26 protein-coding genes and 2 tRNA genes are annotated in these 25256 nt (G+C 55.8%); 3 read left to right on the plus strand and 25 right to left on the minus strand.

Annotated features, from left to right (window positions below; genetic code table 11):
* Positions 1-219 precede the first annotated feature (219 nt).
* The 5 genes from tnpA to BQ5462_RS01695 form a co-directional block, all read right to left on the minus strand.
* Positions 220-693, minus strand: coding sequence for an IS200/IS605 family transposase (gene tnpA, locus BQ5462_RS01675; RefSeq protein ID WP_071141708.1), 474 nt, complete (start codon positions 691-693; stop codon positions 220-222).
* A 171-nt stretch (positions 694-864) separates the two neighbouring features.
* Positions 865-941, minus strand: a tRNA-Val gene (locus BQ5462_RS01680).
* 45 nt (positions 942-986) lie between these two features.
* Positions 987-1691 carry a DUF554 domain-containing protein gene (locus BQ5462_RS01685; protein WP_071141709.1) on the minus strand — a complete coding sequence of 235 codons (705 nt, stop codon included), beginning with the start codon at positions 1689-1691 and terminating at the stop codon, positions 987-989.
* Between the two features lie 9 nt (positions 1692-1700).
* On the minus strand, positions 1701-2696 hold the full coding sequence (locus BQ5462_RS01690; protein WP_235819540.1) for a ParB/RepB/Spo0J family partition protein: 996 nt from the start codon (positions 2694-2696) through the stop codon (positions 1701-1703).
* Positions 2686-3450: a ParA family protein gene (locus BQ5462_RS01695; protein WP_071141710.1), complete on the minus strand. Its 765-nt coding sequence runs from the start codon at positions 3448-3450 to the stop codon at positions 2686-2688. Before BQ5462_RS01695 ends, BQ5462_RS01690 begins: the two co-directional genes overlap by 11 nt.
* Before the next feature lie 250 nt (positions 3451-3700).
* On the opposite strand from BQ5462_RS01695, the gene BQ5462_RS01700 reads away from it, so the two are divergent.
* Positions 3701-4651 (plus strand): metallophosphoesterase family protein, encoded by a 951-nt coding sequence (locus BQ5462_RS01700; protein WP_071141711.1) that lies wholly within the window; start codon positions 3701-3703, stop codon positions 4649-4651.
* Positions 4652-4884: 233 nt separating this feature from the next.
* Here BQ5462_RS01700 and BQ5462_RS01705 read toward each other — a convergent pair whose 3' ends face one another.
* The 20 genes from BQ5462_RS01705 to BQ5462_RS01795 form a co-directional block, all read right to left on the minus strand.
* Positions 4885-5883, minus strand: a complete 999-nt coding sequence (locus tag BQ5462_RS01705) for an IS3 family transposase (RefSeq protein WP_071141607.1) — start codon at positions 5881-5883, stop codon at positions 4885-4887.
* 11 nt (positions 5884-5894) lie between these two features.
* The gene (locus tag BQ5462_RS01710; protein ID WP_071141606.1) at positions 5895-6299 is read right to left on the minus strand and encodes an HTH domain-containing protein; all 405 of its coding nucleotides are present in this window, start codon (positions 6297-6299) and stop codon (positions 5895-5897) included.
* A 530-nt stretch (positions 6300-6829) separates the two neighbouring features.
* Positions 6830-7261: a hypothetical protein gene (locus BQ5462_RS01715; protein WP_071141712.1), complete on the minus strand. Its 432-nt coding sequence runs from the start codon at positions 7259-7261 to the stop codon at positions 6830-6832.
* 66 nt (positions 7262-7327) lie between these two features.
* On the minus strand, positions 7328-8041 hold the full coding sequence (gene rsmG / locus BQ5462_RS01720; protein ID WP_071141713.1) for a 16S rRNA (guanine(527)-N(7))-methyltransferase RsmG: 714 nt from the start codon (positions 8039-8041) through the stop codon (positions 7328-7330).
* On the minus strand, positions 8038-9918 hold the full coding sequence (mnmG, locus tag BQ5462_RS01725; RefSeq protein ID WP_071141714.1) for a tRNA uridine-5-carboxymethylaminomethyl(34) synthesis enzyme MnmG: 1881 nt from the start codon (positions 9916-9918) through the stop codon (positions 8038-8040). The genes rsmG and mnmG overlap by 4 nt, the downstream gene beginning before the upstream one ends.
* 18 nt (positions 9919-9936) lie before the next feature.
* Positions 9937-11316 carry a tRNA uridine-5-carboxymethylaminomethyl(34) synthesis GTPase MnmE gene (gene mnmE, locus BQ5462_RS01730; RefSeq protein WP_071141715.1) on the minus strand — a complete coding sequence of 460 codons (1380 nt, stop codon included), beginning with the start codon at positions 11314-11316 and terminating at the stop codon, positions 9937-9939.
* A gap of 63 nt (positions 11317-11379) precedes the next feature.
* Positions 11380-12126, minus strand: coding sequence for an RNA-binding cell elongation regulator Jag/EloR (jag, locus tag BQ5462_RS01735; protein WP_071141716.1), 747 nt, complete (start codon positions 12124-12126; stop codon positions 11380-11382).
* Between the two features lie 35 nt (positions 12127-12161).
* Positions 12162-12800: a YidC/Oxa1 family membrane protein insertase gene (locus BQ5462_RS01740; RefSeq protein WP_071141717.1), complete on the minus strand. Its 639-nt coding sequence runs from the start codon at positions 12798-12800 to the stop codon at positions 12162-12164.
* 26 nt (positions 12801-12826) lie between these two features.
* The gene (yidD, locus tag BQ5462_RS01745) at positions 12827-13036 is read right to left on the minus strand and encodes a membrane protein insertion efficiency factor YidD (protein WP_071141718.1); all 210 of its coding nucleotides are present in this window, start codon (positions 13034-13036) and stop codon (positions 12827-12829) included.
* Between the two features lie 25 nt (positions 13037-13061).
* Positions 13062-13424, minus strand: a complete 363-nt coding sequence (gene rnpA, locus BQ5462_RS01750; protein ID WP_071141719.1) for a ribonuclease P protein component — start codon at positions 13422-13424, stop codon at positions 13062-13064.
* Positions 13425-13480: 56 nt separating this feature from the next.
* A complete protein-coding gene (rpmH, locus tag BQ5462_RS10890; protein ID WP_076978282.1) occupies positions 13481-13615 on the minus strand; it encodes a 50S ribosomal protein L34 in 135 nt (44 codons plus the stop codon).
* A 133-nt stretch (positions 13616-13748) separates the two neighbouring features.
* Entirely contained in the window at positions 13749-14225 is a 477-nt protein-coding gene (locus tag BQ5462_RS01755; RefSeq protein ID WP_071141720.1) for a pyridoxamine 5'-phosphate oxidase family protein, read from the minus strand.
* Between the two features lie 236 nt (positions 14226-14461).
* Positions 14462-15877, minus strand: coding sequence for an amidohydrolase (locus BQ5462_RS01760; RefSeq protein ID WP_071141770.1), 1416 nt, complete (start codon positions 15875-15877; stop codon positions 14462-14464).
* 133 nt (positions 15878-16010) lie between these two features.
* Positions 16011-17054: a GTPase family protein gene (locus BQ5462_RS01765; protein ID WP_071141721.1), complete on the minus strand. Its 1044-nt coding sequence runs from the start codon at positions 17052-17054 to the stop codon at positions 16011-16013.
* The gene (locus BQ5462_RS01770; protein WP_071141722.1) at positions 17051-18109 is read right to left on the minus strand and encodes a GTPase; all 1059 of its coding nucleotides are present in this window, start codon (positions 18107-18109) and stop codon (positions 17051-17053) included. Before BQ5462_RS01770 ends, BQ5462_RS01765 begins: the two co-directional genes overlap by 4 nt.
* Before the next feature lie 16 nt (positions 18110-18125).
* On the minus strand, positions 18126-19079 hold the full coding sequence (locus tag BQ5462_RS01775) for an asparaginase (RefSeq protein ID WP_143037996.1): 954 nt from the start codon (positions 19077-19079) through the stop codon (positions 18126-18128).
* A gap of 358 nt (positions 19080-19437) precedes the next feature.
* Positions 19438-20775, minus strand: coding sequence for a uracil-xanthine permease family protein (locus tag BQ5462_RS01780; protein WP_071141724.1), 1338 nt, complete (start codon positions 20773-20775; stop codon positions 19438-19440).
* A 10-nt stretch (positions 20776-20785) separates the two neighbouring features.
* Positions 20786-21370 (minus strand): xanthine phosphoribosyltransferase, encoded by a 585-nt coding sequence (locus tag BQ5462_RS01785; protein WP_071141725.1) that lies wholly within the window; start codon positions 21368-21370, stop codon positions 20786-20788.
* A 117-nt stretch (positions 21371-21487) separates the two neighbouring features.
* Positions 21488-21561: transfer RNA gene (locus BQ5462_RS01790), tRNA-Gly, on the minus strand.
* A 112-nt stretch (positions 21562-21673) separates the two neighbouring features.
* Positions 21674-22408, minus strand: coding sequence for a gamma-glutamyl-gamma-aminobutyrate hydrolase family protein (locus tag BQ5462_RS01795; RefSeq protein WP_071141726.1), 735 nt, complete (start codon positions 22406-22408; stop codon positions 21674-21676).
* A 309-nt stretch (positions 22409-22717) separates the two neighbouring features.
* Between BQ5462_RS01795 and dnaA the strand changes: the two genes are divergently transcribed.
* Both dnaA and BQ5462_RS01805 read left to right on the plus strand, forming a co-directional pair.
* Positions 22718-23878: a chromosomal replication initiator protein DnaA gene (dnaA, locus tag BQ5462_RS01800; protein ID WP_071141727.1), complete on the plus strand. Its 1161-nt coding sequence runs from the start codon at positions 22718-22720 to the stop codon at positions 23876-23878.
* Between the two features lie 722 nt (positions 23879-24600).
* Positions 24601-25224 (plus strand): hypothetical protein, encoded by a 624-nt coding sequence (locus BQ5462_RS01805; RefSeq protein WP_071141728.1) that lies wholly within the window; start codon positions 24601-24603, stop codon positions 25222-25224.
* Positions 25225-25256 lie beyond the last annotated feature (32 nt).

Here is a 25256-nt window from a genome sequence, read left to right on the forward strand (position 1 = left end):
ACAAGAGAATATGTAATTTTATGCATAAAATAGGCCTGAAAAAAGTCAGTTGAAAAATAGAAGCGATAACAAGGTAAAAAAGGGAGGAAAGAAAATGGATAACAATAACAATAATCATCCACCCGCATAGCGGGTGGTTTTTCCTTTTCGGGCATAGCCCTAATACTACTGGCAACGTACAAGTACGTTAAAAAATTGGCCTGTCAGCCACGCACAGGATTACTTGCTACCCGTAAACGGGTCCCTGGGGTCGAAGATACTTAACTGATCCGCTACCCTATCCTGCTTCAGCTGATTGGCAATATAATTTTTAATTGCCACAGTATTTTTGCCGACAGTATCGACATAGTATCCCTTGCACCAAAATTCGCGATTTCGGTAAGCAAATTTCATATTTCCAAACTTCTGGAAAATCATGAGACTGCTTTTGCCTTTCAGGTATCCCATGAATCCCGAAACGCTAATTTTGGGCGGGATACTTACTAACAGATGCACATGGTCAGGACAGATTTCTCCTTCGATAATCTCTACCCCTTTCCATGAGCAAAGTTGTCGTAAGATTTCTCTGATCGCCAACCTTTTTTCTTCATAGAAAACTTTTCTCCGATACTTTGGAGCAAACACAATATGATACTTACAATTCCATCTTGTGTGTGCTAAACTATGGTTAACATTACTTTGCCCACTTGGCATTGTAGTGCACCTCCTAATGTTTTACTTTGCATGACTGACAGGTCAATTGCATCGTACTACATTGGGAGTTTTTTTCATAGCTATAAGCTTTCCGGAACCACGCCACTATGGCGTGGTTTTCAAAAGAACACAAAAAAGGCTGTTGCCTCAGCAACAGCCACTCTTTGCAATTGGTGGGATTATGCGGATTCGAACCGTAGACCTCATCGATGTGAGCGATGCGCTCTAACCAACTGAGCTATAATCCCGATAAATTGTATTATACGCTTATGGTCCGGAAATTGCAAGTCTTTTTATAAAAAAATCCCTGCCAGCACCCCAGCCACCACCAGCCCGGGCAGCATATTCCCCACCCGGATCTTGAGCAGCTTCGTCATGTTGATGCCCACGCCCAAAATCATGAGCCCGCCGCTGGCAGCGATCTCCTGCACCACGGTCTGGCTCATATAGGGCCCCAGCAGCCCTGCCAGGGCCGTCAGGGTCCCCTGGTAGATACCCACGGACAGCGCGCTGAACAGCACGCCGATGCCCATATTGGACGCATAGATGATGCCGCTGAGCCCGTCGATCATGGCCTTGGTGTACAGGGTGGTGGCATCCCCGGTGAGCCCGTCCTGGATGGAGCCCACGATGGCCATGGCCCCCACACAGTACAGCAGGCTGGTGGACAGGAAGCCCTCCACGAAGGCGTCCGTACTGGCGTCTCCCTGGCCCTTGGCCTTCTGTACCTTCCGGGCCAGCCACTGGCCCACCTTTTCCAGTTTGTCCTCGATATCCAGGGCCTCCCCCACGATGGACCCTACCACCAGGCTGATGATGGTGATCAGGATGTGGGTGCCCTGGAGGGCCATCTGCAGCCCCAGCAGGATCACGCACAGGGCCAGGCCGTAGATGACGGTCTCCTGGTACTTTTCCTTGATGCCCCGACCCACCAGGATTCCCACCAGGCTGCCGGCGGCAATGGCCGCCACGTTCACGATCGTACCCGTTCCAACCATACTGGCTCCTTACACGGTAAAACGGCCGGCTGCTTTCCGTTTCACCACGGATTCCGGCCCTTTCAACAGTTCATAGATCCGTTCCAGGTCTTCATCTCCATAATATTCGATGAGGATCCGCCCCCCTTTTTTCCCTTCAGGCTGGATCTTCACCCGGGTACCCAGATACTGGATCAGCTGTTCCTGGAAGGCCTTCACATCCACATCCGTATCGGCTGCATGCTTTTTTTTCTTTTTCTCTTTCCGGACCGATTTCTCCGGTTCGATCAGATTCTGTTCCGTTTTCATATAGATGTGGTATGGCTTGCCTTCCTTCACGGCTTTCACCACTTCTTCCAGGATCCGGGCGGACCAGCCGCCTTCCACGGCCTGGGTGGCCACCTTTTCCATCTGGGCCGCCTGAGGAAGCCCCAGGAGCGGCCGTGCCTGGCCGGCCGTCAGTTTCCCCGCGGAGACCAGTTCCTGCACCTTAGGCGGCAATTTCAGCAGCCGCAGGGCATTGGTCACCGCCACCCGGCTCTTGCCCAGTTTTTTCGCCGCTTCCTCCTGGGTCAGCCCCAGGGCGTCCATCATGTTCTGAATGCCTTTGGCCTCTTCCAGAGGGTCCAGGTCGCTGCGCTGCATGTTTTCCACCAGGGCCACTTCCATCATGGTGGCGTCGTCGTAGTCCCGGATCACCACCGGGACCTTGCTGAGGCCTGCCTCTTTCGCTGCCCGCCAGCGCCGCTCCCCGGCCACGATTTCGTACTGCCGGCCCTTTTTCCGCACGATCAGGGGCTGGATCACCCCGCTGTGCTTCACGCTTTCCACCAGTTCCCGGAGTTTGTCCGGGTCGAACACCGTCCGGGGCTGGTAGGGGTTGGGCCGCAGGTTCTTTACAGCCACTTCGCCCACGTTTTCTTCCGCTTTTCGTTCTTCGATGACCGGGGCCGGCGCCTTCCGGCTCCGGGTGCCGAACATCTTGTCCAGGCCCGTCAGGCCCAGGCCTCCTTTTTTACCGGCCACGCCGCTTCACCTCCCGTGCCAATGCCCGATACGCTTCCGCCGCTTTGCCGTGGGGATCGTACACCGTAATGGGCTGCCCGTAGCTGGGCGCCTCCCCCAGCCGCACCGACCGGGGGATCACCGTCCGGTACAACAGGTCGGGGAAATGGGTGCGCACCTGTTCCACCACATCGTTGGACAGATGGGTCCGGCTGTCCGCCATGGTCATGACGATCCCGTCGATGGTCAGATCCGGATTGCTGGATTGACGGATCCGGTCCACCGTATTCAGCAGCTGGGCCATGCCTTCCAGGGCATAGAACTCGCACTGCAGGGGCACCAGCACCCCGTCTGCCGCAGTCAAGGCGTTGATGGTCAGGAAGCTGAGAGAAGGCGGGCAGTCGATCAGGATATAGTCGTACTTCTCCTTCACTTTGCCCAGGTGCTTTTTCAGGGCATTGGCCGGATTCTTCTTTTCAATCAGATCGATCTCCGCCCCAGCCAGGTTCATGGTGGCCGGTGCCACCCACAGGTTTTTCCAGGCTGTGGGTACAATGATTTCTGCCAGATCCGCATTGTTGATGAGCACATCATACATGCAGCGAGGCAGAGCCGCTTTATCGATGCCCAGGCCGCTGGTGGCATTGCCCTGGGCATCCAGATCCACCAGCAGGACCTTTTTCCGGCTCTCAGCCAGACAGGCCGCCAGGTTGATGCTGGTGGTGGTTTTCCCCACGCCGCCTTTCTGGTTGGCGACAGCAAGGATTCGGGACATGGGCGTCACTCCTTTACAACAAAAGATACTGTAGATTATTGTAACACAGAAAGAGGGATGTTTCACGTGAAACATAGGAAGGGGATTAGTGGTTAAGTGGTTAGTGGTAGTGGTCAGGGGAGGTGGCTTTATTCCATGAACAGGTGACTGTTTGGGGTGCAGGGCCCTGTTTTCCAGAGCCCGTGAAAGGGCCTTTTCTCTGCCCCTTTTCAGATGTGCTATAATACCCCTCAGAAAGGTGGTGTTTCCGTTGCATGCCCAATCATTTCTGCGGGCTGGACTGCTCCTGCTTTCCATCCTGTCCGTATTTTCTTTTTCTCCCGTTCCTGTCCTGGCCCGGGAGTATACACAAATCGTGGTCATCAGTGATCTGCATTATCCCACCAAGACCCGCAAAAAGGCCCTGCGCCAGGAGAAGATCAGGAACAAGGAGGCGGCCCTGGCGGACATCAACCAGTGGCCGGACGTGGATCTGTGCGTCCTGACCGGGGATATGGTCCAGCGCACCGGAGAACGGCTGGACGAGCGTGTGGTCAGGAATTTCCTGGACGGACTGCACCACCCCGCTTCCTTCCTAGCCGGCAACCATGAAATCATGTATGAAGGCCTCCCGACCCTGCCGGGCACCCTGCGCAAAGGGGATGCCGGCACTCGCTTCGCCCATCTCATGGAGTATCAGTGGAATTTCGGACCCCTGTATCACAGTCAGGATCTGGCAGGGTACCATCTGGTTTTCCTGTCCCCGGACTGTATGGTGAGCCGTTATGCCGTGGAGCTTTCTCCGGAGCAGCTTTCCTGGCTGCAACAGGACCTGGCCAGTCACCGGCACCAGCCCACCCTGATTTTCTGCCATGCGCCGCTCACCGGTACCCTGCTGCCCGGCGACAAACAGGACATTCCCTGGAACTACACCCAGCCGGCAGGTCCTTTGTGGCAGCTGCTGGTGCAGAATCCCCAGGTGATTCTATGGGTATCCGGGCACACCCACAATTCCCCCAAAGGCCGGAATTTCATCAATGCCCTCCACTGGATTCCCGGCACCCATACCTGGAACGTGTACAACCCCACCTGGGATGGGGACCAGGCCTGGACACGGTCCCTCCTCCTGTATCCGGACAGGGTGATCATCCGCACCTACGATCATAAGAAGGGACAGTGGATGAAGAAGAAGGAAGAGACGGTGAAGGTGCCCCAGGTGTAGGTGTAGGTGTAGGGGTAGGGTTAGTGGTTAGTGGTTAGTGGTTAGTGGTTAGTGGTTAGTAAACCGTACCCCTTGTCAAGGACAGTTTATAAAAGTAGGACCCCTTGTTTTAGACAGTTCAACAATCTTGGTACCTTTAAAATGGACGTCTGGTAATTGTCTATCAGAAGGCCCCTAACCATCCAAATCTCATGTACTGGCTCCTTACTCATAAAATGGCTGCTTTTGCCATTTTATGAGGTGAGCTGGTTCCCCAGCTCACAGGCTCTCCGCTTCAATGTAGGAACCTCGGGCATCTTGGGAATATCGAGCGGATAAACCCCTGTTGTTACAAATTGGTAGAACTCGTTTGGCGACAGTTTCGCCAGTTCCCACTGGTAGCGATCGTTGTTGTAATAATCCATGTAATCATCTACGATGGCCTTCACCTCCCCAAAGCTCACTGCTGCTGCAATTTTCTTTTTCACATGGTCTTTCATACGGCCGAAGAAGCTTTCCTGCGGCGCATTGTCCCAGCAATTCCCCCGCCGTGACATGGATTGTCTGAGATCCTTGTCATGGAGGATATCAATGAAGCTGTGACTCGTATAATGGCAACCCTGGTCAGAATGCACGATGGTTTCAGCATGCAGTGAGACGCCGTGATCTCGAATCAGGTTGTTCACCGTTTCTACCACGAAATCCATCTCCAAAGAATTGCTGAGGACATACGCCAGAATCTGCTTGGTATAGGCATCCAATATGGTAGAAAGATAAGCAAAGATCCCATTGTAAGGAAGGTACGTAATATCTGTCAGCAGTACCATGCGAGGGCCATAGTCCTCAAACTGGCGCTGCAGCAAGTTATCGGCCACCGTATTGGTCTTCAGGGCTTTCACCAGCTGCCGATAGGGATTCGCCTTCCTGATGGGGCAAAGCAGGTGGAACTTTTTCATCAGACGACGGATTTTCTTCACATTCATAATGACGGGCGGATCCATGTGGAGCAGCTCCATATAGATGCTGCGGGCGCCCTTCTTGTACCCTCGTCTTTTGTAAGCGGCAAGGATCAGTTCAAAGTCCTTGCGGTCCTGTTCTTCCTGGGCCTGCCGAAATGCTTCCGCCTTCACCCAGGCATAATAACCGCTTCGGGACACGCCTGCCATCTTGCATAAACTGCTGATGGAAAGTCTGTTCTCGCTGGTACTTACCGTCTTTTCTATGATTTCGAACACACAAGAGGAATCGTTCATGAGCAGAGAATCTACCTTTTTGTGTTCTTGATCGCGGAAATTTTTTTTAAATATTCCACTTCCTGCCGCAAGTATTCAACTTCATGTCTGAGGGCCTTAATGTCATCTTCATGCTTGACCTTGGCGGCGGTGTCAGACCTGTCGGCGGGTCTCCTGCCTTCATAGAAACAGCCATATTTGGCATATTCCTCTTTGATATGCTGGAGAGCACCGCCAATGCGTCTTTCGCCCAGCACAGCAGGGTCAAAGCCGTATTTTTTGAAGATGTCTTTGGGATAGACTCCTTCCATATATTCGGTGTAAAAGATTTCTTTAAAGGACTTCCTCAGGACCAGGGTAGAGCGGCTTACGCTATACACATAAGGGTTCTGGCGCAACGCTGCAATCTGCTCCTCAGTAAAAAGTTTTCTGCTCATGTGGATTCTCCTTGGCTTTATTGGATTTGAGGATACCACATACATATGATTGTGTTCAATAGGTTGGGTCCAAAATGAGCACGTCAATTTTAAAGGATTCAAATTGTAGCCTGTCCAATTTTGTGGGCAGGTGCTACTCTTAAAAAGTGTCCACACTTATGGGTACAGTATATAGTGGCTAGTGGCTAGTGGCTAGTGGCTAGTGGCTAGTGATTAATGGCTAGGCAGGGTGCAGAACCCACCACCATTGCGCTGACGCACAACGGTCCCCCGCCCTTGAAAAGGGCGGATATACCAGATGAAGGGGATGTTTCACGTGAAACATCCCCTTCTATAATCTATAAAAAAACGCCGAAGGCTTCTGCACCTTCGGCTTCTGTTTTTTTGGTTGGCAAAACGAAAAGGGGGTGTGAAAAAATGCTTTTCACACCCCGTCACTAGTCACTAGTCTCTGGTCACCAGCTAATGGAAGCCAGCTGACGCTAGCGAAATAAAGGTGCTGTGAATGATTTTTTCACAGCGCCTTTTCCTTATAGCTTGAAATCCACAATGGCGCTGACGCCGACTCCTTCCACTCGGTTGATGTTGCTGATGCTGGTGGCATCGATGGGGATCATGGCCTTCACCCGGGCCACTTTCACGAAACTGCCTTCCAGCTGGCCCACGGCCTTCACCTTATCCACCTGGGCCTTGGGCCCTACCACCTGTACGGCACCGATATAGCTGCCACTGCCCAGGCTCAAAATGGGCACCACCTTGGTGGCATAATGGGTATCCAATCCCTTCTGCAGGGTCAGTTTGTTGATGAAGGTATTGATTTCGCTGCCAAACCGGCTGACCAGATAGCTGATCCCGCCCAGTTTCAGCACAGATCCCAGGTCAAAGGCCTGGGCAGGCAGGGCACGGGTACCGGCTCCCAGCAGATAGGCCGCAGCAACGGCGGCCACCAGTTTCTTGTTCATGACATAACCTCCTTGGACAGTCCACGCGGGATGAGTGTTGGATCCGATCGAGATCGACGGTCCTCCTTACAGCGGCCGCTTCGAGGCCACACCGGCCTTCCTGGGGTACTGCTTCGGGGTGGGCCGGACCTTTTCGATGGTGATGATGGCCCGGTGATCTTCCAGGCCGGGCAGCTGCACGGGCCGCACTTCTGTGATCTTTCCGCCCAGCACTTCCACGGCATGGTGGGCGGCGTCCACTTCCTCCCGGTATTTACTGCCCTTCATGGCATAGAACACGCCGCCGACCCGCACCAGGGGCAGGCAGTATTCCGCCAGCACCGGCAGGGCTGCCACGGCCCGGGCCACCGCCACATCGAATTTTTCCCGCAGAGCCGGATCTTTTCCTGCATCCTCGGCCCGGGCATGGGTGCACCGCACCTGCCCCAGGCCCAGGGTATCCACCACCTGCTGCAAAAAGTTCAGCCGTTTCTGCAGGGAATCGATCAGGGTCACCCGCATTCCCGGATCATAGATCTTCAGGGGCAGGCCGGGAAAGCCGGCCCCGGTGCCCACGTCCACGATGGTATGATTATGGAACTTCTCTTTGTTGTACACCAGCAGAGAGTCCACCATGTGCTTGACGGCCACTTCGTCCGGATCGGTGATGGCCGTCAGGTTCAGGCTCTTGTTCGTCTCCAGCAGCAGGTCCGCATAGGTTCCGAACTGGTCCAGCTGGGTCTCCGTCAGAGAATAGCCGGCTGCCTGCGCCGCCTGCTCCAGTGTCTCGCGAAAGCTCATGCCTGTTCCTCCTTCCGCCGCCGGGCCTCCAGATAAATCATCAGCACGCTGATATCCGCCGGGGACACTCCGGAGATCCGGCTGGCCTGGCCGATGGACACAGGCCGCTGTTTGCTCAGTTTCTCCATGGCTTCCGAAGACAGTTCATGGAGCTGGGTGTAATCCAGGTCATCGGGCAGCAGTTTGTCTTCCAGTTTCAGGGCCCGGGCCACTTCCTGCTTCTGCTTTTCGATGTATCCCTGGTACTTCACCTGCACATCCACCTGTTCCGCCGCATCCACCGGCAGTTTCTCCAGGTCGAAGGCCTCCGCCAGTTTCTCGTAGGTCACTTCCGGCCGCCGCAGCAATTCCAGTACATTGATGGAGCTGCGCAGGGGCGTGGACCCCATGGCCACGATCTTCTGCTGGTTCTCGTCATTGGGGGCCAGGTTCATTTTGGACAGGTTGAACAGGGTCCGTTGGATAATGTCCCGTTTCTTCGTAAAGGCTTCGTACCGGTCGTCAGACACCAGTCCCACGTCCCGGCCCTTCTGGGTCAGCCGCAGGTCCGCGTTGTCCTGGCGCAGCAGCAGCCGGTATTCCGCCCGGCTGGTCATCATCCGGTAGGGTTCACTGGTGCCCTTGGTCACCAGATCGTCGATGAGCACCCCGATATAGGCATCGCTCCGTTTCAGGATCAGAGGCTTCTTCCCCTGAAGCTTCAGGGCCGCATTGATCCCTGCCATCAGACCCTGGGCCGCCGCTTCCTCGTACCCGCTGGTGCCGTTGGCCTGGCCGGCGCTGAACAGGCCGCTGATCTCTTTGTGTTCCAGGTTGGCCTTCAGTTGCAGGGGATCCAGGCAGTCGTATTCGATGGCATAGCCTGCCCGCATCATCTTACAGTGTTCCAGGCCGGGGATGGTCTGCATGAACGCCACCTGGATCTCCGCCGGCAGGGAAGAACTCATACCCTGTACGTACACTTCATTGGTGCGCAGCCCTTCCGGTTCCAGGAACAGCTGGTGCCGGTTTTTGTCGGCGAACCGGATGATCTTGGATTCGATGCTGGGACAGTACCGGGGCCCCACCCCTTCGATGGTCCCATTGTACATGCAGCTCCGGTCCAGGTTGTCCCGGATGATCTTATGGGTACGGGGGTTGGTATAGGTCAGGTAGCAGGGCACCTGCAACCGTGTGGTAATGTTGCTCATGAAGGAAAAATTCCGCACCCGTTCATCCCCGTACTGGGGTTCCATCCTGGTGTAGTCCAGGGTCCGGGCATCCACCCGGGCAGGGGTCCCGGTCTTGAACCGCATGAGCGAAAGACCCGCTTCCTGCAGGGAACCGGTCAGCTTCATGGCCGAGCGCTGGCCGATGGGGCCGGACATATAGGCCACTTCCCCGTAGAGGATCTTGCCCCGCAGGTATGTCCCCGTACACAGGATCACACAGTCCGCCTGGAACACTTCACCGGTTTCCGCCTCCACCCCCTGGACGGCGCCGTTTTTGATCAGCAGCTTGTCGATCATCAGCTGCTTTACATCCAGGTTGTCCGTGTTCTCTACGATTTCTTTCATGATGGTATGATACAGGGGTTTGTCCGCCTGGGCCCGCAGGGCCTGCACCGCATAGCCCTTGCCCGTGTTCAGCATCCGCATCTGGATGCAGGCCTCATCGGCCGCGATCCCCATCTGGCCTCCCAGGGCATCGATTTCCCGCACCAGATGCCCCTTGGCCGGTCCGCCCACAGAGGGGTTACAGGGCATCAGGGCAATGTTATCCATGGACAGGGTGGCCAAAAGGGTCTTCTGTCCCATCCGGGCCGCTGCCAGAGCAGCCTCACAGCCTGCATGGCCGGCGCCAACAACAACCACATCATAATGATCCACAACGATCATGTTCTTTTTCCTCCACACTTACTTGCCCACACAGAACTGGGCAAAGATTTCATCGATGATTTCGTCCGGCACGTCTTCCCCGGTGATTTCCCCCAGGTCGTGGAGGGCTTCCGTCAGGTCGATGGTCAGGCAATCATAGGGCAGGTGGGCCCGGGCCCCTTTCAGGGCATCCTCCACACTCCGGAGTGCTGTTTCCAGCAGCCGCTGCTGCCTTGCATTCTGGGTCATGCCGGAACTTTCGCTGTCGCTGCCTTCCCCGTACACAAACTCCTGTAGCCAGTGGGCCACCTGGTCCATACCCTCTCCGGTCTTCACCGAAAGGACAATCACATTCTTCTTTCCGCAGGCATCCTCCAGGGCCTTTGTATCCACGGCCAGCGGCAGGTCCGCCTTATTCACCAGGACCAGTTTGGGCCGATTCTTCAGACTCTCCAGCAGCGCCCGGTCTTCCTCACCCAGAGGCCGGGAACCGTCCAGTACCACCAGGGCCAGCTGGGCATCCTCCAGGGCCGCCCTGGACCGCTCCACCCCGATCTTTTCCACGTAATCCTCCGTATCCCGCAGGCCTGCCGTGTCCGTAAGGACCAGGGGGATCCCGCTGATGGTCATCTGTTCCTCGATCACGTCCCGGGTGGTGCCGGGAATGTTGGAGACGATGGCCCGGTCCGCCTGGAGCAGGCTGTTCAGCAGGCTGGATTTGCCCACGTTGGGCCGTCCCACGATGGCCGTACGCAGGCCTTCCCGCAGGATCCGTCCCGTACTTCCCTGGCGCACCAGCCTTTCCACGGCATCCCGGCCTTCCGTCAGCACCTGGATGGCCCTGTCATAGGTCACTTCTTCGATATCCTCCTCCGGATAGTCGATGACGGCCTCCAGCTGCACCACCAGATCCCGCAGCTTTTTCCGCAGGTCCTTCACCTTCCGGGACAGCCCCCCTTCGTGGCCCCGATTGGCGGCCACCAGGGCCCGTTTGCTCCGGGCATTGATGATGTCCATGACGCTTTCTGCTTCTGCCAGATCCAGCCGGCCGTTCAGGAAAGCCCGTTTGGTGAATTCGCCGGGCTCCGCCGGCCGGGCCCCTGCCCTGTAGGTCAGGGACAGGATTTCCTGCAGGGCCTGCCGCCCGCCATGGCACTGGATCTCGCACACATCTTCCCCGGTATAGGAATGGGGCCCGGGCATATAGACAGCCAGTACCTCGTCCACCACCTGGCCCTTTTCGTCCAGGATGTGTCCGTACAGCAGTTTCCGGGCATTGTCCGGACCGGGCTTCTCCCGCCCGGTGAACAGTCTGTCCGTAATGGCAAGGCTTTCCGGACCGCTGAGCCGGATCACCCCGATGGAGCCCACCCCCAGGGCAGTGGCGATGGCACTGATGGTATCCTCAAGAATGTCCATGATTCCCTCCCAAAAAACAAAAACAGCTCCGAACAAAAGTGTCCGGAGCTGCATCAGTCTATGTCATTTCAAATCGATGACCACTTTGCGGTAGGGTTCCTCCCCTTCGCTGTAGGTGGTAATCGCCGGATCGTTCTGCAGGCTCATGTGGACGATCTTCCGTTCGTAAGGATTCATCGGTTCCAGCATGGCTTTCTTATGCGTCCGTCTGACCCGGTCTGCCAGGTTCTTCGCCAGCCGTTCCAGGGTCTGGCGCCGGCGTTCCCGGTAGTTTTCCGCATCCAGGATGACCCGGTTCCAGGTCTTGCGCCCCTTGTTCCCGGCCAGGTTGGTCAGGTACTGGAGGGCATCCAGGGTCTGGCCATGCTTGCCGATCAGCACGCCGATTCCCTCGCCGTGGATCTTCAGCACCACTTCACCTTCCCTGCGGTTGATGAATTTCTCGATGATCAGGTCCATGCCCATGGCCCCAAAGATCTTTTCCAGGAATTCCCTGGCAGCAGCCCCTGTGGCCACCAGATCGGCCTCCCGGTCTTCGGCCGGTTCCTTTTCAGCAATCGGTTCCGCCGGTTCTTCCGGGAGTTCGGGCGCTTCTGCCGGTTCTTCCACAGCCTCTTCCGGTTCCGGAGCCGGAGCTTCCTTTACGGTCACCCGCACTTTGGCGTCCCGTCCGCCGAACAGGCCCAGGATCGAGCTCTTGGAAGATTCCAGTACTTCCACCTCTACTTCGTCCCGGCTCACGCCCAACTCTGCAAGGGCGGCCCTGACTGCGTCCTCAACGGTTTTGCCCGTTTTTTCTACAACGTCCATCTTCCTGCCTCCTTCACCGGATATGCCGGCGTTTTTTATTTGTTGTCTTTATCTTTGTTCCGGTCCATCAGGAACTGCTGACCGATCTGCATCAGGTTCATGACCACCCAGTACAGCACCAGCCCGGCCGGGAATTTCAGAGAAATATACCCGATGAAGAGGGGCATGAAGTACAGCATGATCTTCCCCTGGGGATTGTCAGAGGGAGGCATGGTCTGTCTGGACTGGATGAATGTGGTCAAAGCCGACAGGATCGGCAGGATGTAATAGGGATCCGGATCTGCAATGCTCTGCATCCACAGGAAGGAACTGGGTCCTTCGTAGCTGAAATCCCGAATGCCATAGAAGATCCCGATCATGATGGGCATCTGGATGAGCAGCGGCAGACAGCCGGCCAGGGGATTGACCCCTTCCTGCTTGTACAGTTCGGACATTTTCTGGTTCAGGGTCACCTTATCGTCCTTATACCGGGCCTGCAGCTCTTTCATCTTGGGCTGGATCCGGCTCATGGCCTTGGTGGATTGAACCTGCTTGGCCGTCAGCGGGGCCAGGATCAGTTTGATCAGAATGGTCATGATAATGATGGCCAGACCGTAGCTGGGTTCCCCGATCAGCCGGGTCAGTTCATAGATATGGGCCACGACTTGTTGGACAAACGAGCTTAAAATTTCCAAAGTTCGACTCCTTTTCTTCCTGTCTCTTACGGCACAGGATCATACCCACCCTTGTGGAAGGGATGACATTTTAGTATTCTCTTCACAGCCAGATAGGATCCCTTGAGAAAACCGTATTTCTGGACTGCTTCCAGCGCATATTGGGAGCAGGTCGGATAGAACCTGCACCGGGGCGGAAAACAGGGAGAAATCCACACCTGATAGAAACGGATCAGGGCAATGGCAATCGTTTTCATAGGCCTCTCCGGTAAAAACTTCCTTTTACAGCAGCCCGGCCTTTTTTGCCAGCCGCTGGAACACTTCTTCATAGACTCCATAAGGAGCGCGGGCCAGGCGTTGGCGGGCAACCCAGACGATGGACACCTTCCGGTTCAGGCGGGCCTGTTCCTTCCGGAACACTTCCCGCATCCGGCGTTTCACCCGGTTGCGCAGCACAGCATGTCCCAGCCGTTTGCCCACGGCCGTACCCAACTGGTTCTGCCCGTTGTCCGAAGGAAGTACATAAAAGACGCCGTATTTATCCACATAGGACCGGCCTTTTTCGTAGATCTTCTGGAACCGTTCATGGGCCTTCACCCGGTTGGCCTGGGTATAGGTATAGTTTTCAGGAACATTCTGTTCCAAAGCTCTGCACCTGCCTTGTAGTAAAATAGGCCGCGAAGAGCGGCCTATCTTATTCTTTATGCAGACAATCTCTTTCTGCCTTTTGCACGTCTTCTTTTTAAGACTTGTTGTCCACCCAGAGTCTTCATTCTTTCTCTGAAGCCATGAGTCTTTTTTCTCCGATTGTTATTCGGTTGAAAAGTTCTCTTCATCTTTCTTAACCCTCCCTTGCCTCCAAAGATACGTCAAGATCTATAAATAAGTAAATCGTTTGACAGCTCATATCATTATAAGAGGAAAATAAGAGTGTGTCAATAACTTTGCATAGAAAACCGGCGAAAAACCTTATTTTTCGTGGACCCGTTTCCCGGTGATGTGTTCTGGGACCAGTTCCAGCATGGTCACCCGGCTGGCAGCACGAGCCATGACCTCATCCACAGAAGCCTCATCGGGGTAGTATTTCAAACCGATCCGCCGCAGCAGCTCCATAGCCCGTTCCCGATCCTCCAGGATGTGGATCCGGCCGAACAGGGTCACGGAACGGAGGGTGTAAGCCCAGTCGCCCGCCAGTTTCACCCCGTCGTCATGGACATTGAAGCAGGCCTTGTCGCACCGCTTCAGGGCATCGATCTTGTGACCCTCGCCGGCCCCGTGGAAATAAAGGCAGCCGGTTTCCGGGTCGTAATAATAATTGAGGGGGACCGCGTACGGATACCCTTCATCCCCGGCCAGGGCCAGGGTTCCCCGTTTTTCCTCCTGGAGCACCTTCCGGCATTCCTCTTCCGAAAGGGCCTGTTTGAAACGTCTCATGGGACGGAACATTTTATCTTCAACTCCTTTTTATCCGCCCTTTCCAAGGGCGGGGGACCATTGGACGTCAGTCCAATGGTGGTGGGTTCCATACGGCGTCAGCCGTATGGCATTCCTGCTTTTCAGGGGCAAAATCTGCCCCCACGCTACTCTCCTTTGTCCGGCCCCTTTTTTATCCGCCCTTTCCAAGGGCGGGGGACCATTGGGCATCAGTCCAATGGTGGTGGGTTCCATACGGTTGACCCGGACTACCTGTCGTACCCTCTGGGCATGACCTCCGGCGGAATGGGGCACTGGTACTTTTTCCCACCCAGCCGTTTGTCCAGTTCCGCCCGGGCCGCCTTCACTATTTCCGGCTGCTGGAACAGGGTTTCCGCCCCTTTGGCCAGCACTTCCGCGGCAAAGAAACATCCTTTCAGTGCTACGCTGCCCTTATCCTGGGCCACCCACTGCCAGGAATGGGACGCCGTACCGATGGCGAAACAGGCCCCGGCAAACTGGGCCAGAGGCGTCACATAGCTCACATCCCCGGTGTCCGAAGAGCCCATGGCCGTAGCACTGGTGGGTCTATAGGGCAGGATGTACGCCCCGCTGGGATCCTTTTCGATCAGTTCTTCCCGCAGTTCCGGATCCGGGAAGGGGGCCATGCCGGGATCCTTCCGTACCCGTTCCGGTCCCAGCTGATCCTGGAACTTTTTCAGGAAGGCTTTTTCCTCCTCCGTCCGCTGTGGAGCCCCCACAGCCACCATGGCATCGTACAGTACCTGTCCCAGCACCCTGTTGGGCACCAGGTTGGATACCGCCTTGTCGAACCGGACACTGAGCTCCGTCTCCGTCATCAGGGCCGCGCCCCGGGCAATGGCCACCACCCGGTCATACAACCGTTTCGTCTCGTCATTGGTCCTGGAACGGATCAGATACAGCACTTCCGCATGGGGTTGTACAACGTTGGGAGAAACCCCGCCGGTATCCAAAATGGCGTAATGGACCCGCTCGTAGTCCGCCATATGCTCCCGCATGTAATTGACCCCTACATCCATCAGTTCCACGGCATCCAGGGCACTGCGTCCGTTCTGGGGTGCGGCAGCAGCATGGGAGGCACGCCCCTTAAAGGTAAAAGCCGCCTGGATGTTGGCCTGGTTGCTGCCCACCATCACTTCGTTCTGGGTCCCCGGATGCCAGGTGAGGGCCGCATCCACATCATCGAACAGCCCTTCCCGGGCCATATAGGTCTTGCCACTGCCCCCTTCTTCTGCCGGACAGCCATACACCCGCACTGTGCCACTGCCCGGGTGGGCTTCCAGATAGTCCTTCAACAGCAGGCCGGCCCCCACCGCCGCCGTACCCAGCAGGCAGTGGCCGCAGCCGTGACCGTTGGGATTCCCCTCCCGAGGTTTCTCCTCCGTAAGACCGGACTCCTGGCTCAGGCCGGACAGGGCATCATATTCCCCCAGGATGGCGATCACCGGCCGTCCACTGCCGTATTCCGCCACATAGGCGGTGGGCATATGGGCCACCCCTTTCCGGACTTTGAAACCATGGGCTTCCAGCAGATCCGTCATGGCCTTCGCCGAACGGACCTCATTGAATTTCAGTTCCGCATAGTCCCAGATACAGGCATTCAGGTGTTCCAGTTCTTTCTTATAAGGTTCCAGATTATCCATGCGATTCCCTCCCAACAGGTCATTGTCCATAGTTGCCGTTCCTTCCACGGCACAGCCACCCATGAATCCCTACCTTCTAACCACTTGCCTTATCCAACCGTTGTACAAGCGTTGCCGGACACGGGTTGTATAACTATTTCCGTTTGGCGTCCAGCTCCTCCAGCAGCCGTTCCCGGGCCAGGTCGTAGCAGGCGTCAATGTACTGCAGCCCGGACTGGCGGACCAGCTGGTATCCCAGCAGGGCGGAAGCCGCCTGGCCCACCACCGGTACCGCCTTCAGGAAACTTCGGGCGGCAAAGCGCCGGCCCAAGTTCTTGACAATCATCTTGATACCTTCCTTGCTCATCCCCCCCAGCACCAGGGCCTTGTCCTTCAGGGATACCTTCCGGCTGCTGTGGATCACCTCCGGGGTGATGCCGAAGGCTTCCCGGATGCAGCCATACATCTGGTACAGGATCAGGAGATCCACCGCCGCATCCACCCCGATGATAGGGTTCACACCATTGTAAGCCGCGTAGGTGCAGCTCCGGCGTACGTAACTCTGGGCAGCCAATCGTTTGGCATCCAGCTGTTCTTTGGTCCGGGCCTCCGCCGTCAGGATGTACTTTTCCCGGCGGGCCTCCGGCATCTTCCGGATGATGGCATCATTCAACGCATCCAGGCCGGATGTGCAGTCCTTCCGGGCACAGACGAACACCAGCTGGAAATCCTTCCGGCCCAGCTGTTTTTCCACATCCTGCCGGATGGTCTCCTCGCTCTCTTCCAGGCTTTTGTCCTCTTCATAAATCAGGTCCGTCTTGTTCCGGACAAAAATGCAGGGTTTCCCTTTGGCCGTCAGCTGTTTGAACAGTTCCGTATCCCCCTGGTGCAGCTTGTCGGAAAACACACACAGGAACAGATCATATTGAAAAATATGGAATTTGTCAGCAAACTCGTTCCACGGAAAGGATTTCGTTCCATATCCCGGCAGATCGATAAAGGTGGCATCCCCATGCTCCACCAGGAGAGGTTCCCGGGTGGTATCCGTCTCCACCCCCACCGGAGCCGCCTCCCGGCCACAAATGGCGTTGATCAGGCTGGATTTGCCGGAACCGGGCTGGCCGAACAGCACAATGGTCACATTTTCCTCATCCAGTTTGTTCAGTTGTTCTTGAATGGCTCTACCGTCTCTGGTCATACTTCCCCCATCTGGATCTCTGCCTGGAGCCGCTCCAGCGCATACGCATAACACTGGTCAATGTACTTCTCTCCCAAAAAATACAGGCTGCCGGCATTGAAGCCCATGACCGTCATACCGCCCACCACCGGGATCAATTTGGCCGCTTTGCCCGTGGCCCGTTTCTTCAGCAGGTAGGTCAGCCCTTTGGTCACCCGTTCGCCGGTGACCCCTTCCGCCAGCTTTTTCACCGCCTGGGAAGCCGGTCCGGCAGGCAAGACTTCCTTTTCGCTGACGCCGAAGGCTTCCCGGATGGCCTTGTACAGGCTCTTCAGGATCTGGCTGTCGATGGCGGCGTCCATCCCGATCACCGGGTTCAGTCCGTTGGCCGCCGCCAGTACCAGGAACCGTTTCAGGGATTTTTCCGCGGCTTTCCGTTTCAGGTCCAGGGCCTCTTCCGTATAGGCCTTGGCATGGCGGAAAAACCGGCTGCGCTGGGCCTCAGGCAGCAGGTTCCCCATGGCCCGCTCCAGTTCCGGAATGCCCCGCTGGGTAGCCGGCTGGTTCCGGCGGCAGCTGGTGAACACCACCTGTTCCCGGGGTCCCACCAGAGAATGGACGTCCGCAATGATCCTCTGTTCCAGCATCTCCCGGCTGCAGGAAGGATCATACAACCCATCCGCCTTATTCCGCACAAACAGGCACACCCGCCCGGTGCGGGCGATCTTCCCGAAGAAGTCCACGTCCGCCTGGTGCAGCTTGCCGGCAAACACGCACAGGAACAGGTCGTACTGCAGGGGATTGAAGGCGCTGAAAAATGCGTTCTCCGGGAACAGGCTGGTATCATACCCGGGCAGATCCACATAGATCACATCCTGACATTCCACGATCTGGGCCTGCCGGGTGGTATCCGTAGCCTGGCTCACATGGGCCACCCGCTGCCCTGCCAGCTCATTGATCAGAGAGCTTTTACCCGCCCCCGGCTGGCCGAACAGACAGATTTTGATCTTCTGGTTCTTTTCCCGCTGCCAGGCATTGAAGAAATGGGTCACCAGTTGTTTGTAGTCCGTGCCCATGGTCCATCCTCTCCTTTTATTTGGATTCGTCCTTGGTCTGGGGCTCGTTGGCCAGGCTCCACATGAGCTTCGTCACCGCCGCCTCCAGGGTCATGGGGCCGCCGGATTCCACCCCGGCCTGGGCCGCCAGGATCCCCATGGGATACAGAGACAGGTCCACCCCGTCAAACAGACACTGGCTGACGCAGATCACCCGCACCCCGGCCTTGATGGCCCGCCGGATGGCCGGCAGGATGTTCAGCCGGTCCGTGTTCACGCCGCCGGCACCGTAACATTCCAGCACCAGCCCCTTGTACCCTCTCTGGACGGCATAGTCGATGATATCCGGCTTCAGACCCGGCGTCATGGTGATGGCCATGACCATGGGTTCCATTTTTTCTTCCACCCGGAAACCGCCTACATTTTCCCGGCTGGGCAGGTTCTTCTTCACCCCACCCTTGCCGAAATACAGTACAGGGGATTCGTTCACACTTTCAAAGGCGTTGGGGTTGCGGGTGAAAATCTTCTTGGCACAGTCCCCCTTGATAACTTTATTGCCGAACGCAATGAAGACACCGGGCAGGCCGCTGGCTGCCACGGAAAAAGCCAGTTCCAGGTTGCTCCGGGCATCGCTGTTGGTCATACTGAGGGGTACCTGGGCTCCCGTAAGCACCACCGGTTTCCCCAGATTGATCAGCATCCGGCTCAGGGCGCTGGAGGTATAGGCCATGGTATCCGTCCCATGGGTCAGGACAAAGGCATCATAGTCACTGTAGTGATCCCCGATCAGACGGGCCCAGGCGCTCCAGTTGGCCGGTTCCAGGTTACTGCTGTCCAGAAGGACCAGATCTTTGACCGTGATATCCCCCAGGGTATGCAGTTCCGGTACGGCCTTCAGGATATCGGCCCCTTTCAGGGTGGGTTCCAGCCCGTCATCACTCACGGTACAGGCAATGGTCCCGCCCGTGGTCAGAAAGAGTATTTTTTTCATGGATTTTGTGTCTCCTTGTCCTAAAATATCTATAGAAAATATTATATCATAAGAAGGACCCGGTTCCAGACAAACCCGTGTCTTTTCTGGAAATTTTCGAGTTGCATAAGGTTGTTTTGAAATAAAATGATGGTTGTATAACGGTTGTTTTGTTGTTTTTTGTTAAATTCAATGACTTTTTTGGAAGTCCTCTCCCGGCAAAAATCCCGGTTGCATGAACAGAAAAACGATAAGGGGCTGTGAAGAAATGGATTCTCATTTCTTCACAGCCCCTTATCGACTTCCGCTGGCTGCCCCTGGCCAGAAACGGGACGAAAGGCCCGTACGGTCAAAAGATGAGGCAGCATGGCTCCCTTTTTTATTTGATTTCCAGCGTATCCGGCAGGATGACGTTCAGCAGCACGGCCACCACGAATACCACGGCCACGCAGTTCTCGGCAAATACGCTTTTCATCAGATCCGGGAAGATCTTGAAGATGGCCGGATTCTGGGTGAATCCGATGCCGATGGACAGGCTCAGGGCCGCAATGGTCATATTCCGCTGGCTGTAACCGCAGCCTCCCAGCATCCGCACGCCGCTGACCACAATGGACCCGAACATCATGAGGGTGCAGCCCCCCAGCACCGCTTCCGGCAGGGATGCCAGGATCACACCCAGCACCGGGAACAGCCCGGCCAGGATCATAATGGCTGCCCCGCTGGCTACCGCCTTCCGGTTCACCACATGGGTCATGGCGATCAGTCCCACGTTCTGGCTGAAGGACGTAATGGGCAGGCATCCGAACAGAGAGGACAGGGCACTGATGAATCCGTCCACTCCGATGGACCCTTCGATTTCCTTATCGGTGGCGTTCCGGCCGAAGCCCATCACCGTCAGGGCCGATGTATCTCCCAGGGTTTCCGTGGCCGAAACCAGGAAAATCAGGAACACGGAGAAAATGGCATCCGGATGGAATTCCAAGGCGTAGGGCATGGGTGTGGGCAGAGAGAACAGCCCGGCAGAACTGATTTTGCTCAGATCCACCATACCGAAGAAGAAAGCGGTGATGTAACCCACGATCAGCCCGAACAGCACCGACAGCTGTTTATAGAAGCTTTTGGCCTTGATGTTGAAAATCAGGCAGGACAGCAGGGTCACCGTCCCCACGATCATGTAGGGTGCCTCCCCGAAATGGGGATTGCCGAAACCGCCCCCGAAAGAGTTGGCTCCAATGCCCAGCAGGGAGAACCCGATGGAGGTCACCACGCTGGCGGAGACGATGGGCGGAATGAACCGGCGCCACCAGCGGGCAATGAGCCCCAGGCACCCTTCCAGGCAGCCACCCACCAGGGCCGCCCCCAGGATGGCGCCATATCCGTATTTGGCTCCGATGACACAGAAGGTGGAAACAAAGGTGAAGCTGATCCCCATGATGATGGGAAGCCGGCTGCCCAGAGGCCCCACCGGGAACATCTGGAACAGGGATCCCACTCCAGCCATGATCATGGCCGCCTGGATCAGGGCCGCGGCCTGTTCCGTCGGCATTTTTACGGCCCCGGTGACAATCAGGATGGGTGCGATGTTGGCCACGAACATGGCCAGCACATGCTGCAGTCCGAAGGGAATGGCCTTTTTCAGGCTGATCTGCCCGTCAAACCGATAAATGGGATCTGTGAAGGCCCCCTTCTGTGGTTCCTGTCTGCTTTGGTCTTCCATGGTGCCTCCCTTACCGGAACACAATGGTGCCGGTCTCGGCATCCATCTTCTCGATGATGGCCAGGCTTTTTACGTCATAGCCCTTTTTCCGCAGGGCATCCCCGCCGCCCTGGAAGCCTTTTTCAATGGCGATGCCCACGCCTTCCACCTCGGCGCCGGCCTGGTGTACCAGGTCGATGAGCCCTTCCACGGCGCAGCCGTTGGCCAGGAAGTCGTCGATGATCAGGACATGATCCCCGGCATTCAGGTATTTCTTGGAAACGACCACATGGTTCACCTTGTTGTGGGTGAAGGATTTGATTTCCGTGCTGTACACTTCCCTATCCATATTGCTGCCGGCACTCTTCTTGGCAAACAGTACAGGTACCCGGAAGTGGATGGCGGTCAGGCAGGCAATCCCGATGCCGGACGCCTCGATGGTCAGGATCTTGTTGATGGGCCGATCCTTGAACAGTTCATAGAATTCCTCCCCCAGCTTGCTGATGAAGGAGACATCGATCTGGTGGTTCAGGAAGCTGTCCACCTTCAGCACGTCGCCGCTTTTGATGGTCCCGTCCGCCAGGATCTTTTTCTGCAGTAAGTTGTATTCCGCCATAATTTCCTCCCATTTCAAACCCAAATAAACGATATTTTATAAAGTGATATTATATCATAAATCAAAGGGATACAGGCAACAAAAAAGGACTGCTTTCGCAGTCCTTACCCTTTTCAGTGGAGCGGGCAATGGGAATCGAACCCACCTCTAAAGCTTGGGAAGCTTTCATTCTACCAATGAACTATGCCCGCATCAGATAGAGAGAATTATACCAGACTTCCCTATCTTTGTAAAGTTTTTCTTTCCAAACAACCTCTATACAATCCTTGTATGACGGATTTTCATTTTTATCTTCGGTCGTTCTTATTTTCTCGCCTTTTCCACCCGTTCCAGAAAATCCGCAAACAGCCTTTCCATTTCCGGATGTTCCTGCCACATATTTTCCGGATGCCACTGGACGGCCACCACCTGCTCATGGTCATGGCTCTCCACACTTTCCTTAACCCCGTCGGGAGCCACCGCCGTTACTTCCAAGGCCTCTGCCACCTTGTGGATGGCCTGGTGATGCCGGGAATTCACATAGGCCCTGGCCCCCAGGGTCCCGTACAGGCTGCTGCCCGGTGTCAGGGTCACATGGTGGGTGGGATACCGGCCGTCCGCTCCCTGGGAATGGCGGATGGTGCAGTGGGGATCCTCGCTCTGGAGATCCTGGTACACCGTTCCCCCCAGGGCGATGTTGATCAGCTGGCAGCCCCGGCAGATACCGAAGATGGGCTTGCCGGCCTGATAAAAAGCCCGGAACAGGTCCAGTTCAAACACATCCCGCTTGTAGTTGGCACCCCCCACTTTCCAGCGGGGTTCCTCTCCGAACAGGGTGGGATCCACGTCCGGACCTCCGGGAATGATCAGCCCGTCACACAGATCCAGATAGTCCTCCCCTTTCAGGCCCTGGACATCGGGCAGGACTACCGGGATGGCCCCCAATTTGGCAATGACCTCCACCAGGCCCCGGGGTGCAAAGGGCGCCTTCACCAGGTTCGTCACTTCCGTTGCATGGGAATAGGTATCGGCCGTAATGGCAATGCGCAGTTTGGACATGGATGTCCCTCCTTCATGAATTTCGTGGTATCAGTGGTTCCATTATAAAAAATTCTTCCCGTCCCTGCAACCCGTCCGGTTTTCCACAGAACGCATGTTCGGGAACATCCCATCCACCCTTTATCCACGGACTTTTCCCCAGAGTTATCCACATCTGTGGATAACTTCCTGTGGAAAACTGCACAGGCTGTGGAAAACCCCGTCTTTCCCATCAGGAGCCTGTTGGAGCCTCCTGTTCCCTGCAGTTATCCACACACCCTCCCCATATGGTATAATGGAACCATCATGAATCGGAAAGGAGGCCCTGCCATGGCCCGCAAGAAACTGGTGGAAATGGATCTGTTCGCAGATCCGGTGACCGCTGCCAGCCCCCATGGATCCCGCTCTGCCAGAACGCAGAAGACGGCCCAGAAGGGTTCTGACAAACCCCAGATGCCCCGGCCTTTCCGCACGAATCTTTCTCCCCGCTATACCTTCGACAATTTCGTGGTGGGCAACTCCAACCGGTTTGCCAAGGCCGCAGCCATGGCCGTGGCAAACAACCCGGCCAATGCCTACAACCCCTTCTTCCTGTTCAGCGATTCCGGCCTGGGCAAGACCCATCTGATGAATGCCATCGGCAACCAGATCCTGGCCGCCCATCCGGATATGAAGATCCTGTACATTTCCAGCGAGACCTTCACCAACGAGCTGATCGAGAGCGTGGAACACAACCGGCTGGAAGCCTTCCGGGAAAAATACCGCAGCATCGACGTGCTGCTCATCGACGACATCCAGTTCCTGCGGAACAAAGAATCCACCCAGGAAGAGTTCTTCCACACCTTCAACACCCTGGAAAAGGCCAACAAACAGATCATCATTTCCAGCGACCGACCTCCGGCAGAGCTGGATACCCTGGAAGAGCGTATGATCAGCCGGTTCAATTCCGGCCTCACCGCCGACATCCAGCATCCGGATCTGGAGACAAGGATGGCCATTCTCCAGAACAAGGCCCATATGGACAGCATCCTGTTCCCCCGGGATGTGATCCTTCTCATTGCCAGCAGCGTGACAAGCAATATCCGTGAATTAGAGGGAGCTTATAATCGTGTTTGCGCTTATGCAAGTCTAAATCAGGAACCCATTACCCTGGAACTGTGCCGCAATGCGCTGAAGGAGCTGAACCTGATCGAGACACCCCGGTTCATCACGGTAGAGACCATCCAGCAGGTGGTGGCGGATCACTTCCGACTGCACCTGTCGGAACTCAGTGAAAAGAAACGGACGAAACGGGTGGCCGTCCCCCGACAGATCGCCATCTACCTGACCAAGGAAATGGCCGGTCTGTCCCTGAAGAAAATCGGGGAATGTTTCGGGGGCCGGGACCACAGCACGGTGATCCACGCCTGTGAAAAAATCCAGCGGGAACGGGAAAAGGACCCGGAACTGAACAACGAGATCGAAGCGCTGATCCTGGAATTGCGCAAATGACCGGGAATGTTGCATATTGCAATATTCCCGGTCATTTTTTACATGGATTTTACAATTCTTTATAATGTCTGTCCCTGCCCCCGGTACAACACCACCATCCTCTCCAAAGAATGCAACAGAGTTTTCCACAGGGTCCCGACCGTTTCCACAACCCGGAAAACCCCATGGAATGGGATTATCCACACAGTTATCCACACCTGTGGATAACTTCCAGTGGAAAACCCCAATGGCTGTGGAAAACTTCAAGCTGGCACCAAGAGCCGGTTTTCAGGGATTTATCCCCCATATTATCCACATGTCCACAGGAGGGAGCTAAGCTCCCTCCTGTGGAGTCATCAGTCACTAGTCCACAGTCACTAGCCAAAGGAAGCCAGCTGACGCTGCCAAAATTATCCACACCCTCTCTTCGTCCTCCACCCGCTCCATACCTGCTTATCCCCAGTGTTATCCACAGCTGTGGATAACTTTTGGTGGATAACCCCTCTGCCTGTGGAAAACCTCTGCAACGGCTTTCCGACTGGCTCCAGCCGTTTCGGAAGCAAAACTTATGCACAGGACCCCCGGATGTGGTATACTACTGTCATACAACCTTTGGAACAGAGTCCGGGCAACCTTGTCCAACCATTGCCGGACACCCGTTGGATACAAATGCGGCGATCCATCCTCCAGCCACCCTGTTCCAAAGCATCCGTTTTCAATTTTCAATCGAGGGAGTATGACACATGATCACCATCAAAGACTATGCCAAACAAAAAGGAGTTTCCTACGAAGCCATCCGGAAGCAGATCAAACGGTATGAAGATGAACTGGAAGGCCATCTGGTCAAACAGAACCGGTTCCTGATGCTGGATGACGAAGCAGTTCGCTTCCTGGACAGCAAACGGTCGGAAAATCCGGTCATCGTCTACGAACAGAATAAAGATGAAGAACTGGAACAGCTGCGCCATGAAAACAAAGTGCTGCTGATCCAGATGAATACGGTCCAGGATCAGCTGGGCAAGGTGCAGCAGAAGCTCATTGCTGAAATGAATACCACAAAACTGCTGACCAGCGAAAAAGTCCAGTATCTGGAATACAAGGCCCAGGCGGAACAAAAGGAACTGCAACTGCAGGATGCAGCCAAAGCCCGGGATGCGGCCCAGCAAAAAGCTGACCAGCAGGAAGCCCTGCTGCGTCTGAAAGAACAGCAGATCGGCGCACTCACTGCCGCCCGGGAAAGCGCCGCCGAAAACCTGCAGGCCGCCCAGACCCGGATGGAAGAACTGGAAAAGCGGGCCAAAGCAGCCGAAGAAGAATCCCTGCGCCTGAAGAACCGGAGTTTCTGGGATCGGCTGTTCAACCGGTAAGGCCTCCCCTCTTTTCTCAGTTATCCACACCT

The sequence above is a fragment of the Acidaminococcus timonensis genome (assembly GCF_900106585.1).
Lineage (GTDB): Bacteria > Bacillota > Negativicutes > Acidaminococcales > Acidaminococcaceae > Acidaminococcus > Acidaminococcus timonensis.